We start from the raw sequence: 13,213 nt of genomic DNA on the forward strand, positions 1-13,213 counted from the left end.
GGGAGGGTGACGGGTGACCGGATCGGGCGAACCACGGCTGCGTTCCGCGGTCCTGGCCGCGGCGTGGGCGCGGATTCCCGGCGTGGACGTCCTCTCCTCGGGTGACGGCGGCCCGCTGACGCGGACCGTCAAGAAGATCATCGATCCGCTGGTGGTCCGCACGGCGGCGCGGCCGCGGCTGGGCCGTCCGCTGCTGGAGCCGGCCGCGGCGGCCGAGCTGACCGGGGTGCTGCTGGCCGACGCGCCGCGGTTGCGGGCGACGGCCGCGTGGTTCACGCACCTGAAGCGGCAACGCCGGGCTCTGCGCATCACGGCGGGCGACGTCCAGGACGTCTGCTTTCCCCTGGCGTACGAGCTGGCGACGAGGTTCGGCATGCCGGGCCCGGATGCGCCGGAGACGGCGGCGGCGGCCTTGCGCGAGTTGCACGGCGAAAGCGGCGAAGCCGGAGTCGCCCGGCTGACCGCGTACCTGGCCGATCCGCGCGTCGCGGCGGACCTGACCGCGGAGCTGCACCGGCGGTGGCACCGGAATTCCGACGCCGGCCTGGCGCCGGAGGACGCGGTGGCGTTGCTCGGCGAGTTCGTGGACCGCCTCTCCGACACCGCTTGGCGGGCGCTCGCCGATTCCGCCGCCGGGCACGCCTTCGGGCTCGCCCTGCGCCGCCCCGCGGGGGCCGGTGCCCTCGCCGAGGCCGTCCCCGGGCTGCCGGGACTCGGCCTGCAACGCGGGGATAGCGCCGCCGTCCCGCCGCTGCGACGGCAGGACGAAACCGGCCCCGAAATCCTCGAACGCAGCGTCGAACGCCGCGTGCGCGCCACCCTGCGCCGGCTTCCGGCCGACGAGCGGGAGCCCGTCGCCGGTCTCGTCGACGACGAGCTCGCCCGGGTCGCCGCCGGGTTCGGGCTCGGGCGGCCCGCCTTGGCCGCTTGCTTCGCGCTCGGCGTCGTCCTCGCCCCCGCGCTCCGGCCCCTCGACGGCGCCGCGGCCGGCGGGCCCGCGTTCGCCCGGCAGCTCAACGCCCAGGTCGCGCGTGAGGGATACGTCCTGCACGCGCGGCGGGCGCTGGCCGGCGCCACGCCGCTCACCCCGCGGCCCGACACCGAACTCGTGCGTGAGCTGCGCGAATTCGCCAAGCAGTTCCTCGGCAGGCTGTGGATCCGGCTGCACGGCTTCGACGTCCGCGGTGACCTCCCGGCCGGTGCCGGGGACGTCCGGGACCTCGTCACCGGCGTCGTCCGCTCGACCTCGCTGGATCTGCGGACGAAGGTGCGCCGCGCGCTCGTGGCCCGCTTGCCGGAGCTGGAGGCGGTGTCGTGACGCACGCGGTGCACACCCCGGTCCTGGCCGTGGACGGCGCCCTCCTCCGGTTCGCCCTGGCCGACCTGCTCGGCGGCGAGCCCGGGACGATGCGCGTCGAACTCACGGACGCGGCGGCCGCGGAACCGTGGCTGACGCGGCTCGTCGGCGCGGAGCGTGCTCTGGCGGCACTCGCCGCCGGGCACGTCGACGTTCCCGCCCGGCCGGAACCGGCCGCGCTCGCGCTGCTGCTGTGGGCCCGCCGGTGGTGGCCCGCGAGCCCGGCGCTCGGCGTTCCGTCGCTGGACCCCGCGCTGCTGGACCTGGAAGCCGCCGTCGTCACCGCGGCGGTCGAGAACGTCGCCGAAGGCATGCTCGACGGCTTCGAGGCCACCCCGGCGGAGCTGTTCGACGCCGCCGCGGAAGGGGTCGCCGCGACGGTGGTCGCCGAGGAGGTGCGGGCCATGTGCCTGCGGTTGTCGGCGTGGTTCGACGACCAGGACGACGTCGTGCGCGCCGAAGCCGCGGCCGCGCTGGCCGCCGCCGTGTCGCCGGGGCAGCGGGCCTACGCACTGGCCGCCGGGGCCGACGGGCCGGTGGCGGACGCGGGGGTCGTGGCCGAGGGCCGGGCGAGCGTCGACTGGGCGCGCGTGCCGCCGGGCATCCTCGACGCCGCGGAGAACACGGTGGCCTGGCGGATCGTCGCGGCTGCGGCGGGCACCCGGCTCGAGGTCGAAGTCGCGGGGGCGTTCGCCGACGCGGCCCTCACCGCGTTCGCGACCCACGACGGGGAGGTGTTCGCGGAGGTTCCCCTGCACCTGGGGGCCGGCTGGTTCGCCGGCGCCGCCGACCTGGACGAAGCCGCGGCCCGGCGGGGCGTGGCCGCCCCCATCGGCATCGTCGTGGGCGTGACGGCCGAGGGCGTCGCCGGGACCACGCCGGAAGACCGGGCCGAGGTGGTGTCGCTCGTGCGGGCGCGAGCCGCACTGCCGTTGGCGGACAGGACGCTCGCCGAGCGCGCGGCCGCCGCGTCCGCCGAAGAGGAGTTCTGACGTGCTCGTCGGCCTGCCGCCGCCGCACACCCCGCCGGACCGGCCGCTCCCGGCGGAACTGGCGGGCGCGAGTTCGCACGGCTACAACTGCCGGTGCGTCGCGGTCCACTTCGGCCTCGACCCGGCGCCGTACGGCGAACTGCCCGCGTGTTCGCTCACCGAAGCCGGGTACCGGCGGCTGGTGGCCGAAGCGGTCGAGGTCCAGAACGAGGCCAAGCGGCTCGCCGCGGCACGGGACATCGCGGGCGCGCACCGGGCCTACGGCCGGATGCGGCAGCTCGCGCGGCAGCTCGACCGGACCGACCTCGAAGTCGCCGCCGTCAGCGATCTGGCCACCGTCTGCTATTCGGCGGGGGACCTGCGCAACGCCCGCCAGTGCGCCGAAGCCGTGGTGGCCGCCTTCCGCGTGAGCGCCGCCGCCGCTGTCCACTTCGGACAGTATGCCGAACTGCGGACGATCGAAGGTTCCCGTGAAGTCGCCGAGCGCGTGCTCGTCTCTCTGTCCACTGAGGACGGTGACGTGGCAGGGGCCCGCGAGCTGATCGCGGGGCAGCGCCGCCGGGCGGCCCAGCGGAAGGCGGCCGGGCCGGGGCAGTACCCGCCCGAGCTGCTCGACCCGCACGGGACCGACGAACTGGAGCTGCGCATCCTCGAGGCACGCGTGCGGGTGACCGCCGGGGACCCGGCCGGCGCCTTGACCGCGATCGAGGAGATCCTCCCGGCACTGGCGAGCATCGACGGGGCCGACGCCCAGGTGGCGGGGCTGCGGGCGATGGCGCTCGCCGAACGCGCCCGGCTCCGCCAGGCCGGCGGCGAGGACGCCGGCGCGCGGGCGGACCTGTTCCGGCTCGGCGCCGGGCACGAAGGCCGGCCGGCGGCCGCGAAGTTCGCCATCGACCTGGCCGCGGACCGGGCGCTGGGCGGCGACCTCCCGGGCGCGGTCGCGGCGATCGTCACCGCCCGCGACGAACTCGCGGCGGCGGGCGCGACCGGCGACGTGGCGGACGCGAGCCACGCGCTCGGCACGTTGCTGCTGCTCACCGGCGACCCCCGGCAGGCCCGCGACCAGTTCGAGCACGCGGGCAAGCTCTGGACGGCCAACGGGGACACCCCGGGCCTGCGCCGGCTCGACGTCGCGCTGGCCCGCTGCGCCGCGGCCGAAGGCGACTGGGCGACGGCGGAGGAACACGTGACCCGCGCGCGGGAGTCGGCGCGGGCGGCCGGGGAGTGGACCGAGCGCCTGCACACGGACTTCGTGGCGGCCACGATCGGCTTCGCCCGCGGCGAAGACCTGCGGGCGGTGCTGGACCTGCTGCTCCCGGTGGCGCTGGCCGCGGCGGACTACCGGTTCGAGTTCGCTTCGCCGCGAGCGCGTACGGCCTGGGTGCGTGAGGTCGCGGGCCCGGCGACCGAACTGCTGATGGCGGTCCTGGCCCGGCTGAACGAGCCGAGGCTGGCCGCCGAACTGATCGAACGGACCTGCGCGGTCGGGGCGTACACCGGAGCCGGGGCACCCGCGCTCGACCTGACCGGCTCGGTCCCCGCCCTCCCGGTGGCGCTGCCCGCCCCCAGGCTTCCGCTCGCCGCACTGGGCACCGTCACGGCGTCGCTCCCGCTGCGGCTCGCGCCGCCGCCCGCCCTGCGCTGGTCTCCCGGCTCGCCCATGGAACTCGACCGCTGGCTCGAGGTCGCCGCCGAGCGGTACGGCCTGCCCCGCCCGGCCACCGAAACCGTGGCGACCTGGCCCGCCGCCGATCCGGGCCGCGAGACGTTCCTCCTGCGCTACGCCGACGCCGGGCACACCTACCTCAGCTGGCGGACCACCGGCGACCTCGACACCGTCCACACCCACCCGGTCGACGCCGCCCTGGTCGCGACCGCCCGGGAGTTCCTGGCCGAAGCTTCGCCGACGCCCCGCGAAGGCGAGAGCGTCGCCGACGCCGTCCAGCGTTCGCTCGGCGCCTTCGGCACTCTCGACGGCGAACAACGGCTGACCCGGATCCTCGCCCTCAACCTGCTGCCCGCCGACCTCGTCGCGCGGTTGCGGGAGGCCGCCGGCAGCGGACGGCGGCCGCTGCTGCGCGTGCAGCCCTCGCCGAGCCTCGCCGCGGTGCCGTGGGGCCTGCTGGCCCTGCCCGACCGGCGGCCGGACCACGCGCTCGAACCCGGCGGGGAAAGCAGCTGCTTCGACGGCGACGACCGCGTCCTCGACGTCGCCGACGTCTCCCTGCTCGCCCCGGCCGGTATCCCGCGCCGCCCGCCGGCCCCCGACGGCCCGCCGGTGTACTTCCTCGACCCGCGGATCCCCGGCCAGAGCGCCTTCGGCGAACTGGGCTCCGTGCTCGGCAAGCAGGACGCGGCGTCACCGCTGATCCGCCACCTGGACGCGCGGCTCGCCGCCGGCCCGGTCCGGCCGTCCGCCACGCGGGGGCTCGACCTGGTCCGGCGCACCGACACCGACCGGCGGCTGCTCGCCCGGCTGCTGGCCGAGCCGTGTTCACGGCTGGTGTTCGCCGGGCACGTCAGCCGCGTCCGCGACGAACACGGCGCGCAGACCGCGCTGCACCTGTCCTGCCCGGCCGAGCTGCCCGGGACGGCCGAGCCGATCGGGGCGCACCGGCCGTTCACCGCCGCCGACCTCGCCCTGTCCGAAGTGGACACCATGCCGGCCAGGGTGGCGCTGATCGGCTGCGCCAGCGCGAGCGACTTCGGCCTGCCCGAGCCGTTCGGCGTGCTGCTCGCCGCCGTCGCGGCCGGGGCGAGGCTGGTCGCCGCGACGGTCTGGGCGCTGCCGACGTCGGCCGCGGTACCCGGCGCGGACCCGATGGCCGAACTGGTGATCGCCGTCGACACCGCCCTCGACGGCGACGACCCGGTCACCGAGCTGTGCGCGTGGCAGCGGACCCGGCTCGCGCAGTGGCGGGAGCGGCCCGAGCCGGCCCGCTCGCCGGTCTTCTGGGCCGCCCTGACCTGCCTCGACGCCTCCGACGACCGGCAAACCCGGGTTCGGTAGCGGCGCGCCCCGCCGAAGCTGTGCACACACCGCACAGCGAAAGGCAGGGCCGATGTTCAAGAAGATCCGCGACAAGGTCAACGAGGCCACCCAGCAGGGCGCGGCCCGCGGCGCGCAGGAGTTCCAGCAGCACGCGGAGCAGTTCCGGCGGGCGGCCGCGGCCCAGGGGTACGACATCACCCCGCAGCTGCCGACCCCGCAGCTGGCCGCCCAGGCGTTCCGGAACCTCAACGCCGACCCGGACATGGCCGCGTTCCTGGCGCTGCCGATGGAGGAGCAGCTGCGCCAGCAGCAGGAACTGCAGGCCTACGGCACGGAACTGCGCCGCCTGTACGACACCGGCGAGCCGGCCAGCCTGGTCGTCCGGGCCCTCGAGCCGACCGACCGGACCGTCGCCGGGCAGGCCCGGTACACCGCGACGCTCGAGGTCACCCGCGCCGACGGCACCACCTACCGGACGGTGACCCCGCTGATCACGCCGCAGGCGACCATCCAGCAGTACGCGCCCGGCACCCGCCACGAGGCCCGCCTCGACCCGGCCGACCCGGCGAAGGTCGCCGTGTTCGGCCCGATCGCCTAGGTGCGGCGCCGTGTTCGGAGCATTCGACCTCGGCCTGCCGGGCGATCCGCGGCAGGCCCGCCGGGCGGGACGGCGGCTGTGGCTGCTCGGCGTGCCCACGACGCTCGCCTGGGCGGCGGTGGGCTGGTCCGGGGCGCTCGGGCTGCTGGACGGTTTCCGGCTGATGTCACTGAACCGCGTCGACGCGTGGGGGGCCGACGCGGGCCCGGTGGTTTCACTCGTGCTGTTCTTCAGCGTCGCCATCACGGTGGCGTCGTCACTCGGCTTCGCGATGCTGTGGGGCGACGGCCTGTCGTTGTCCCGGCTGGGCGTCGGCCTCCGGGCGAGCTCGCTGGCCGCGGCTCTGGGCGTGGCGCTGGGTACCGGCGTGGCGATCCCGTCGTGGAGCCCGCCGGAGTCGGTGGGGCAGCGGCTGCCGTCCCAGGCCGACGGCAAAGCCACACCGTGGTCCGATGTGGACTGGGTCGTCTACTACGAGCCGTACCTGCTGCCCGCGGTGTCCGCGCTGGTGGCTCTGGTCGTGATCGTGGTGCTGCTGCGGGCCTTCCTCGCCGCGGCGGAGGCGGACGACCGCGTGGAGGGCCTCCGCCGCGGCGGCCGCCAGGTGACCGGCCACGTGACGCGCGTGGAGTTCACGAGCGTCTGGATCATGGGACACCCGCGGTTCGTCGTCCACGTCCGGTTCCCCACGGAGTCGGGGGAGCGCACGGTGGTGACGACCATGGTCACGCCGCTGTTCCAGGCCCCGGCCCGCGGCTCGACGGTACTGGTCCGCTACGACCCCCGGGACCCGGACGAGGTACTGGTGGAACCGGATCCGGCCGCGGCGTTCCCTGGCCCGCCGTTCGATTGGGGCGTGTCCGACGAATAGGCAGGGTTCAGGTGGACAGACAGGAGTCAAGATGTTCGGTTCGAAGAAGAAGCTCAACGATCTGATGGCGCTGCTCAGGCCCGACCTGAGTCGGGAATCGCTCGGCGTCGGACCCGGCTTCCCGGGCGTCGCCCCGAGCCCGCTGCTGAGCAGTGCTGCGTGGAAGCGCAACGCGGAACTGCGTACGGGGGTGCTTGCGCTCGGCGTTCTCGTCGACTGGCGGGAGGTCAACAGCAATCCACGCGTGGTCCTGATGTTCGACGTGGAGACCGCCGACGGCATCTCGTTCCGCGGTGTCGCAGACGAAGACCTCACGATCACCGAGCTCACCCGGCTCGCCCCAGGACGGACGTTGCCCGTGCGCTACCGGCCGGCCGTCATGGACCACTACGTCGCCCTTGCCCGGCACGTGGACCCCGCCCACGTGCGGCAGCTCTCCGACGTGATCGCGAGCCGCAAGCGGAGCTGACCCGAAGCCATCGGCCGGGTCCCCAGCAGTCCCTTCGAGAATTCGGAGCACGTCCATGTCAGCTGCGCCCACCCACCTCGGTCCGGTCGCCCTCGCGCGCGGATTTCTCACCGGCGGCGTCATCGGAGCGGCCCTGTGCGCAGGCGTCACCGGTGTCGTCATCGAGAGCGTGCCGGTGTTCCTGGCCGGCCTGGGACTTCCGCTCGGCTACGGTGTCCTGTTCTACGTCGCCGGCATACCGCGCCGCGCCCGCGAGGCGGCGGTCGTTCCCCGCGTCGCCCTCGCGCGGATCGAGAGCCTGCGCGCCGGCGGCACCGAGACCGGGGACGTCCCGCTTACCTTGGTCCTGACGGTTGCGCCCGAGGCCGCGCAGTCGTTCCGCGTCGAGACCACGCACCACGTCAACCTGGTCGACCTCCCGCGCTACCGGGTGAGCGACGTCCTCGTGGTCGAGTACCCGCCGGAACAGCCCTGGCGGGCCGAGGTTGTGCCGCGCCCGGCGGCGGAGTGGGCGCGCCGCGCGGCGGAGACGGTCGTCGAGCCCGCGCCCGAGTCCACTTTGGTCCAGCGGCCGCCGGAGGGGTGCGGGCTCACCGCGGTCGTGTTCATCGGGCTGCTGCTCGGCGCGGCCACCGTCCTCGGCCTGTTCCGCGCCGAGCTGTTCAGCCCGGAGCCGGTCGCCGAGCAGCCGGCCTCGTCATCAGAATCGTCGTCCACCACGGTGACATCCGCTTCGAGCTCCGCGACGATCACCGTCGGCCCGGAGCAGTCCTTGCTGGACGCGGGCGAGCTGCGCCAGGCCATCGACGCACTCGCCGGCGGGGCGGACGTCTCGCAGGTGCTCACCGCCGTCATCCAGGAGCACCGGCTTTCGGTGGTCTTCGCGCCCGCCGATTCCGCCGTCCCGCGGTTCGACCTGCGCGAGGTGCCTGCCGACCGCATCCCGGACCTGGTCGCCCAGGCCCGCGGCACCCACGACGTCGGCTCGCCGCGGACCTGGCAGGTCACGGTCGTCCGGCTGCCGGCCGCGCTCACGGTCCGCGCGACCGTGACCGGGCCCGGCGGCAGTGCTTCGGCGGTCCTGCCGCCGGGGTGATCGCCCTCAGGCGGTGGCCGCGTCGCGGACCAGGGCGGTGTCGGTGAACTGTTCGAACCGGACGATCAGCCCGCCGCGCACCGTGAAGTGGTGGGCCACCCGGACGTTCAACGGCCGGCCGGTCGCCTCGTGAGTCGCGGTGTAGCGGGCCAGCACGACGACGTTCTCGCCGTCGACGACGTAGGTGTCGTCGTGGGCGAGGGTCGCGCGCAGCGCGGCGAGGTCGCGCGCGGCGGAGGCGAGGTACTACCGCCGGACCACGGCGGCCGGTGTGGTGTCGCCGGTCGTCGTCAGCCCCATGTCATTTCACCCTTCGCGACCTTGGTGCCGAGCGAGGCGGCGATCTTCAGCCCGGCGTCCGGGTAGGCGGCCAGCAGGCTTTCCTCGGCCGCCGCGGCGTCGGCCGCGTCCGTGACGGTCTTCTCGAAGAACCGCAGGTATTCGCGGGTGTGCCGGATCGCCGTCAGGTCGGTGGGTGCCCCCACGCGGTGACCGGCGGCGACGAAGGTGGGTTCGAGCGCTTCGAGATCGTCGAGGACGCGCAGCCATTCCGCGCGCAGTTCGGTGCTCGCGCTGTCGGCGGTCCAGACGTGGAGACCCTCGAACAGCAGCACTCCGCCGAGCAGCGCGCGCTGCGCCGGCTCGAAGAGGTACCAGGCGCGGTCGCCCAGCGCCGTGCTGCCGCGGCGTACTTCGATCTCGACCCCGTCCACGGTGACCGACGGCGTGGTCAGCGGCGCGATGTCGACCAGCCGGGTCGGCAGGTTGGCGCCCAGGTGCGCCCACGCGGCCAGCTTCTTCTCGTAGCTGTCGCGGATGTGCTCGATGACGTCGGCGGGCGCGAGGAACACCGCCTCCGGGAAGGCGTCGGCGATGACCTCGGCGCCGAAGTAGAAGTCCGGGTCGCCGGCGGTGACCAGCACCGTGGTCAGCCGCTTGCCGGAGTCGAGCAGGGCGGCGGCGATCCGGTGCCCGTCGGCCCGGGTGAAGGCCGCGTCCACGACGACGGCCTCGGTCTCGCCGGTGACCAGCACGCTGGTCTTGTTCAGCGAGGTGTCGGCGGCGTCGATGATCCGGTAGCTCAGGGAGCTCATGGTCAGGTCCTTCTTTCGCGTGTCAGTGGGAAGCGGAGGCGAGGTGGCGGTCGAGGGCGGCGGTCAGCTGCGTGGCCGTGGCCGCCGGGCCGCCCAGCCGCAGCACGCCGGTCGCGGTGTGCAGCAGCAGCGTCGGGTAGGAGGTGACGCCCAGCCGGGCGGCGCGGGTGAAGTCCTGGGCCGCGCCGGTGCGGGCGTTGAACGCGGCCAGCACCGCGTCGGCGGCCAGGCCCAGCAGTCCGGCGATGTGCCGGTAGGTCGAGGCCTCGGACAGGCTCAGCCCGTCGAAGTAGAACGCCCGTTGCATCGCTTCCGCGGCGGCCAGTGCCTGCCCGGGCGCCGCCGCCCGCAGCGCGGCGAACCCGGCGGCGGCCGCCGTGGAGTCCATCTCGAAGCGGCCGTCGGCGACGAGTGCGCGGTAGCCGGGCCCGAACTCGGCCCCGGTCAGCTCGGCGATGCGCGCGTTGGCGTCGGCCACGTACGGCATGGTGCCGATCGGCGCGACCCGCGCCCCGGTGAACAGGCCGCCGCTGACGACGTCGAGCTCGATCCGCCCGGCGTTCGCGGCGGCGAAGTCGCGGATCGCCGGGCCGAAGCCGTAGCACCAGCCGCAGTAGGCGTCGAACACGTAGGTCAATCTCGCTTTCATGGCTCTCAGCCTAGGAAGCCGACCTGCGGGTTTCACGGTCGTGACCGGACGTACCATGGTAAAAATGGGACATCTCCCGCGAGGTGCCATCCGGTCTGTCCGGTATGACCCGCCGCCCGGCGTGACCGGTGCGATCGAGCTCACCTCGCTCGCGCGCATGCGGGCCCGCGCCGGCCTGCACGAGTTCGTCGCCCCGCAACGCCTCGGCTTCGAGCTGCTGATCCGGCTCGAGGCGGGCAGCGCCGTGCACACCGTCGACTTCACCGGCTACCCGCTCGGACCCGGCGACGTCCTCTGGGTGCGAGCCGGGCAGGTGCAGCAATGGGGAGCCATCGACGGCATCGAGGGGCAGGTCTTCCTGGTCACCCCGGAGGCGATCGACAGCGGCACCCGGGAACTGATCCGCGCCGCGGACGTCACCACCCCGAACCACTGGACCGCCGCCACGATGGCGGGCACCCCCGCGGCGGCTGCTCTTGACGCCGCACTGGCCACCGCCGCGGCACCGCCGGGTGCGGGGCTCCGTGACGCCGCACTGGCCCGCGCCCTCGCCGCGGCCCTGCTCCTCCTCGTCCTGGCCGGCCGGGAAGGCAGCGGCCACCGCCCGCCGACGCACCAGGCGTTCCTCTGGTTCCGCGACGAGCTCGAGGCGAACTTCCGCACCTGGCACAAAGTCGCCGACTACGCCGCCCGCCTGGGCTACTCGACCCGCACCCTCAACCGCTTGGCCCGCGACAACACCGGCCTGTCCGCCAAGCAGCTCATCGACGAGCGCGTCGTGCTCGAAGCCAAGCGCCTGCTCGCCCACGGGCACGACACGATCGCCCGGACCGCCGAACAGCTCGGCTTCGACGACCCGTCCAACTTTTCCAAGTACTTCCTGTACCGCACGGGCATGACACCGGCGGGCTTCCGGGACCGCGTCAGACCGCAAGGCTGAGGCCACGGGTCTCGCTCAACTGCGGCTTCGCCTACCGCATGACGGACATCAGGTATCCGCCGCACGTTCCCCATGCGGCGAGGCTCAGGCGCGCCCGGCGGGCAGCCAGTCGGCGGGCACGGGATACCGTCGGAGCGCGACGAAGACCGCCTTCTCGTCGCCGGGCCGCGCCGGGTCGAAGAGCACTTCGGCACCGCCGGGCCCGATCACCGGCCCCGTCTCCCGGGAGCGGCGGGTCGCCCAGCGCCGGACGCCCGCCGCGTCGGGGTAGGACACGGTCACGGTGGAGCCGACGATCCGGGTGCCCGACTCGTCGCTCGCGAGGCTGAGCTTGACTTCGATGACGTCCGCCGTCACCCGGCAGCCGTGCGCCAGCAGGCGATCCCGGGTCCGGGCCAGCTCGGCGTGCCGGCAGCCGGAGGCCACCGCGTGGACCAGCGCGGCCAGGGTCAGCGTCAGCAGCAGCGCGGGCGCCCACCAGTCGGCGTAGTAGAACACCCACGCCCAGAACCCCCAGGTCTCGTCCTCGTGGAACACCGGGTCCACCGCGGTGCCCACCGCGAGCGGAGGGAGCCAATCCCGCGCCGACACCCAGGTGCCGGCCGTGCTCCCCGAAAGCGCCAGGACGACCGGGAACACGGGTCCCCCCGAACGTCCCCGGTAGCGCCGCACGAGGGCACCGGCGAGCGTGGCCGTGACGAGACAGAGGAGAACACCGAGCGTGCCCCCAGACGACGACGTACGGCGGCTCCCCGTCCCCGCGGTCGTCGAAGACGCTGTCGATCGCCATGATCCGGAACTGCTCCATGAACCCGCCGAAGCCCAACCCGGCCAGGGCGCCCGAAACCAGGGCGGCGACCGAAGCGGCGACCGCACCGGCGAGCACCCCACGGTGCCCGCGCCACCGCTCGAGCCGTCCGTGGCGGGCCTTCGCCGGATCCACGGTGTTCACCAAGTCCCCCTCCATTCGATCGCGCCCCCAGCGGGACGTGCCCAGCCTGCGCCGGGCCGGGCGCTACCGAACCCGGGTTTCGCTTGACTGCCGGAAGCCGTTCTCCTGGCAGGAACAGGGCCTTCCGAGCGGCGCAGCCTCCCCACCATGACGTAGGACTCGTCGTGTCGAGGGAGCCGCTCATCGGGAAACCGATCCGGGCGGTTTTCTTTGTTCTGTGTACCCCAAAACAATTCTTCCTGTCGGCGAGCTTCGGTAGTGCCCGCCGGCTGCTCGCAATACCCCGGCAACAGCGGAACGCCGGTTCACGGCCGATGGGCACTCCGATGCTCACGGGGCCGGTCCAGGTCCGAATCCTCGACGGGCAGCAGCGCCCCGGTGGCGAAGCAGCCGGAGGGCCCGCGTCTGCGGGCCCTCCGCGTGCCGAACAAGAGCATCGCCGCGGCCGGAGACCGGACCGTCCCGAAAACGGTGGTCGGCGAGCACTTCCGGCGCGTTGCACCGCAGGAGCACCACGGCAGAGGAGAAGCGCATGGAAACCGACCGGTACGTCGAGGCACCCACCTACCACCGTCCCCGGCCCGGCGATCCGCCGTCGGTGTTCCTGGCCGGTGGCATCACCGCGGTGGCCGAGCCGTGGCACGAGCACGCGGTGCGCACGCTGCTGGGCGCGCCGCGGCCCCTGATCGTGTTCAACCCGTGCCGGGCGGACTTCCCGATCCACGACCCCGGCGCGGCGTTCGAACAGGTCAGCTGGGAGCAGCACCACCTGCGGCTGGCCGGGCTGACCCTGTTCTGGTTCCCCCGTTCGGACGCGGCGAAGACCACGCAGCCCATCGCCCTGTTCGAGCTCGGGCAGGCACTGGGGGAGGGACGGCGCATCGTCGTCGGCGCGGACCCCGGCTACCCGCGCGAGCACGACGTCCACCTGCAGTGCCGGATCAACCGCCCGGGGATGCCGGTGTGGTCCACCGTGGACGACACCCTCACCGCGGCGATCGAAGCCGCACACGGTTGATCGCGACGGCGCCGCACGAACGGGCAACGCACATGGCCCTTCCGGAGAGCCTCACCGCTGTGTGCCGGTCATCGACCGCCGGCCTTGAGGCCGAGGACGACGCCGAGGCGGAAAGGCTCGCTCCTCTGGGACATTCGGGAACGGGTCGGCGTACCGCGGATGCCCGCCCCTCGAGGTGATGG

General features: G+C 74.2%; 12 protein-coding genes and 1 pseudogene. 9 read left to right on the forward strand and 4 right to left on the reverse strand.

The genetic code is table 11. The annotated features are described in order from the left end of the window. Nucleotides 1-13: 13 nt before the first annotated feature. From AB0F52_RS15015 to AB0F52_RS15045, 7 genes are read left to right on the forward strand one after another with little or no spacing between them, the layout of a single operon-like run. Nucleotides 14-1,318 carry a hypothetical protein gene (locus tag AB0F52_RS15015; protein WP_360169954.1) on the forward strand — a complete coding sequence of 435 codons (1,305 nt, stop codon included), beginning with the start codon at nt 14-16 and terminating at the stop codon, nt 1,316-1,318. Beyond that, nucleotides 1,315-2,349, forward strand: a complete 1,035-nt coding sequence (locus AB0F52_RS15020; RefSeq protein ID WP_360169957.1) for a hypothetical protein — start codon at nt 1,315-1,317, stop codon at nt 2,347-2,349. Before AB0F52_RS15015 ends, AB0F52_RS15020 begins: the two co-directional genes overlap by 4 nt. Before the next feature lies 1 nt (nt 2,350). Next, nucleotides 2,351-5,362: a hypothetical protein gene (locus AB0F52_RS15025; protein WP_360169960.1), complete on the forward strand. Its 3,012-nt coding sequence runs from the start codon at nt 2,351-2,353 to the stop codon at nt 5,360-5,362. A gap of 52 nt (nt 5,363-5,414) precedes the next feature. Next, on the forward strand, nt 5,415-5,942 hold the full coding sequence (locus AB0F52_RS15030) for a hypothetical protein (protein ID WP_285991854.1): 528 nt from the start codon (nt 5,415-5,417) through the stop codon (nt 5,940-5,942). Between the two features lie 10 nt (nt 5,943-5,952). Further along, a complete protein-coding gene (locus AB0F52_RS15035) occupies nt 5,953-6,813 on the forward strand; it encodes a DUF3592 domain-containing protein (protein ID WP_360169967.1) in 861 nt (286 codons plus the stop codon). A 31-nt stretch (nt 6,814-6,844) separates the two neighbouring features. Continuing rightward, the gene (locus AB0F52_RS15040) at nt 6,845-7,282 is read left to right on the forward strand and encodes a hypothetical protein (protein ID WP_360169970.1); all 438 of its coding nucleotides are present in this window, start codon (nt 6,845-6,847) and stop codon (nt 7,280-7,282) included. 55 nt (nt 7,283-7,337) lie between these two features. Further along, complete coding sequence (locus AB0F52_RS15045) at nt 7,338-8,378, forward strand: hypothetical protein (RefSeq protein WP_360169973.1); 1,041 nt, start codon at nt 7,338-7,340, stop codon at nt 8,376-8,378. 6 nt (nt 8,379-8,384) lie between these two features. On the opposite strand, the pseudogene AB0F52_RS15050 reads toward AB0F52_RS15045, so the two are convergent. The 3 genes and pseudogenes from AB0F52_RS15050 to AB0F52_RS15060 form a co-directional block, all read right to left on the reverse strand. Continuing rightward, nucleotides 8,385-8,600 (reverse strand): annotated as a pseudogene (locus tag AB0F52_RS15050) (nuclear transport factor 2 family protein); the annotation flags it as partial. Nucleotides 8,601-8,668: 68 nt separating this feature from the next. Next, nucleotides 8,669-9,472, reverse strand: coding sequence for an MBL fold metallo-hydrolase (locus AB0F52_RS15055; RefSeq protein WP_360169976.1), 804 nt, complete (start codon nt 9,470-9,472; stop codon nt 8,669-8,671). A 22-nt stretch (nt 9,473-9,494) separates the two neighbouring features. Continuing rightward, nucleotides 9,495-10,121 carry a DsbA family protein gene (locus AB0F52_RS15060; RefSeq protein WP_360169979.1) on the reverse strand — a complete coding sequence of 209 codons (627 nt, stop codon included), beginning with the start codon at nt 10,119-10,121 and terminating at the stop codon, nt 9,495-9,497. 121 nt (nt 10,122-10,242) lie between these two features. Between AB0F52_RS15060 and AB0F52_RS15065 the strand changes: the two genes are divergently transcribed. Continuing rightward, nucleotides 10,243-11,061 (forward strand): helix-turn-helix domain-containing protein, encoded by an 819-nt coding sequence (locus AB0F52_RS15065; protein WP_360169982.1) that lies wholly within the window; start codon nt 10,243-10,245, stop codon nt 11,059-11,061. 84 nt (nt 11,062-11,145) lie between these two features. Here AB0F52_RS15065 and AB0F52_RS15070 read toward each other — a convergent pair whose 3' ends face one another. Further along, nucleotides 11,146-11,700 (reverse strand): hypothetical protein, encoded by a 555-nt coding sequence (locus AB0F52_RS15070; RefSeq protein ID WP_360169985.1) that lies wholly within the window; start codon nt 11,698-11,700, stop codon nt 11,146-11,148. Nucleotides 11,701-12,545: 845 nt separating this feature from the next. Here AB0F52_RS15070 and AB0F52_RS15075 point away from each other — a divergent pair. Further along, nucleotides 12,546-13,031: a nucleoside 2-deoxyribosyltransferase domain-containing protein gene (locus AB0F52_RS15075; protein WP_285991845.1), complete on the forward strand. Its 486-nt coding sequence runs from the start codon at nt 12,546-12,548 to the stop codon at nt 13,029-13,031. Nucleotides 13,032-13,213: the final 182 nt, after the last annotated feature.

This window comes from Amycolatopsis sp. NPDC024027 (genome assembly GCF_040638975.1).
Lineage (GTDB): Bacteria > Actinomycetota > Actinomycetes > Mycobacteriales > Pseudonocardiaceae > Amycolatopsis.

Excerpts from the sequence above, each read along its gene's own strand:
- AB0F52_RS15045 (WP_360169973.1), top strand. The coding sequence starts at position 7,338 with ATGTCAGCTGCGCCCACCCACCTCGGTCCGGTCGCCCTCGCGCGCGGA.
- AB0F52_RS15060 (WP_360169979.1), bottom strand. The coding sequence starts at position 10,121 with ATGAAAGCGAGATTGACCTACGTGTTCGACGCCTACTGCGGCTGGTGC.
- AB0F52_RS15055 (WP_360169976.1), bottom strand. The coding sequence starts at position 9,472 with ATGAGCTCCCTGAGCTACCGGATCATCGACGCCGCCGACACCTCGCTG.
- AB0F52_RS15030 (WP_285991854.1), top strand. The coding sequence starts at position 5,415 with ATGTTCAAGAAGATCCGCGACAAGGTCAACGAGGCCACCCAGCAGGGC.
- AB0F52_RS15040 (WP_360169970.1), top strand. The coding sequence starts at position 6,845 with ATGTTCGGTTCGAAGAAGAAGCTCAACGATCTGATGGCGCTGCTCAGG.
- AB0F52_RS15075 (WP_285991845.1), top strand. The coding sequence starts at position 12,546 with ATGGAAACCGACCGGTACGTCGAGGCACCCACCTACCACCGTCCCCGG.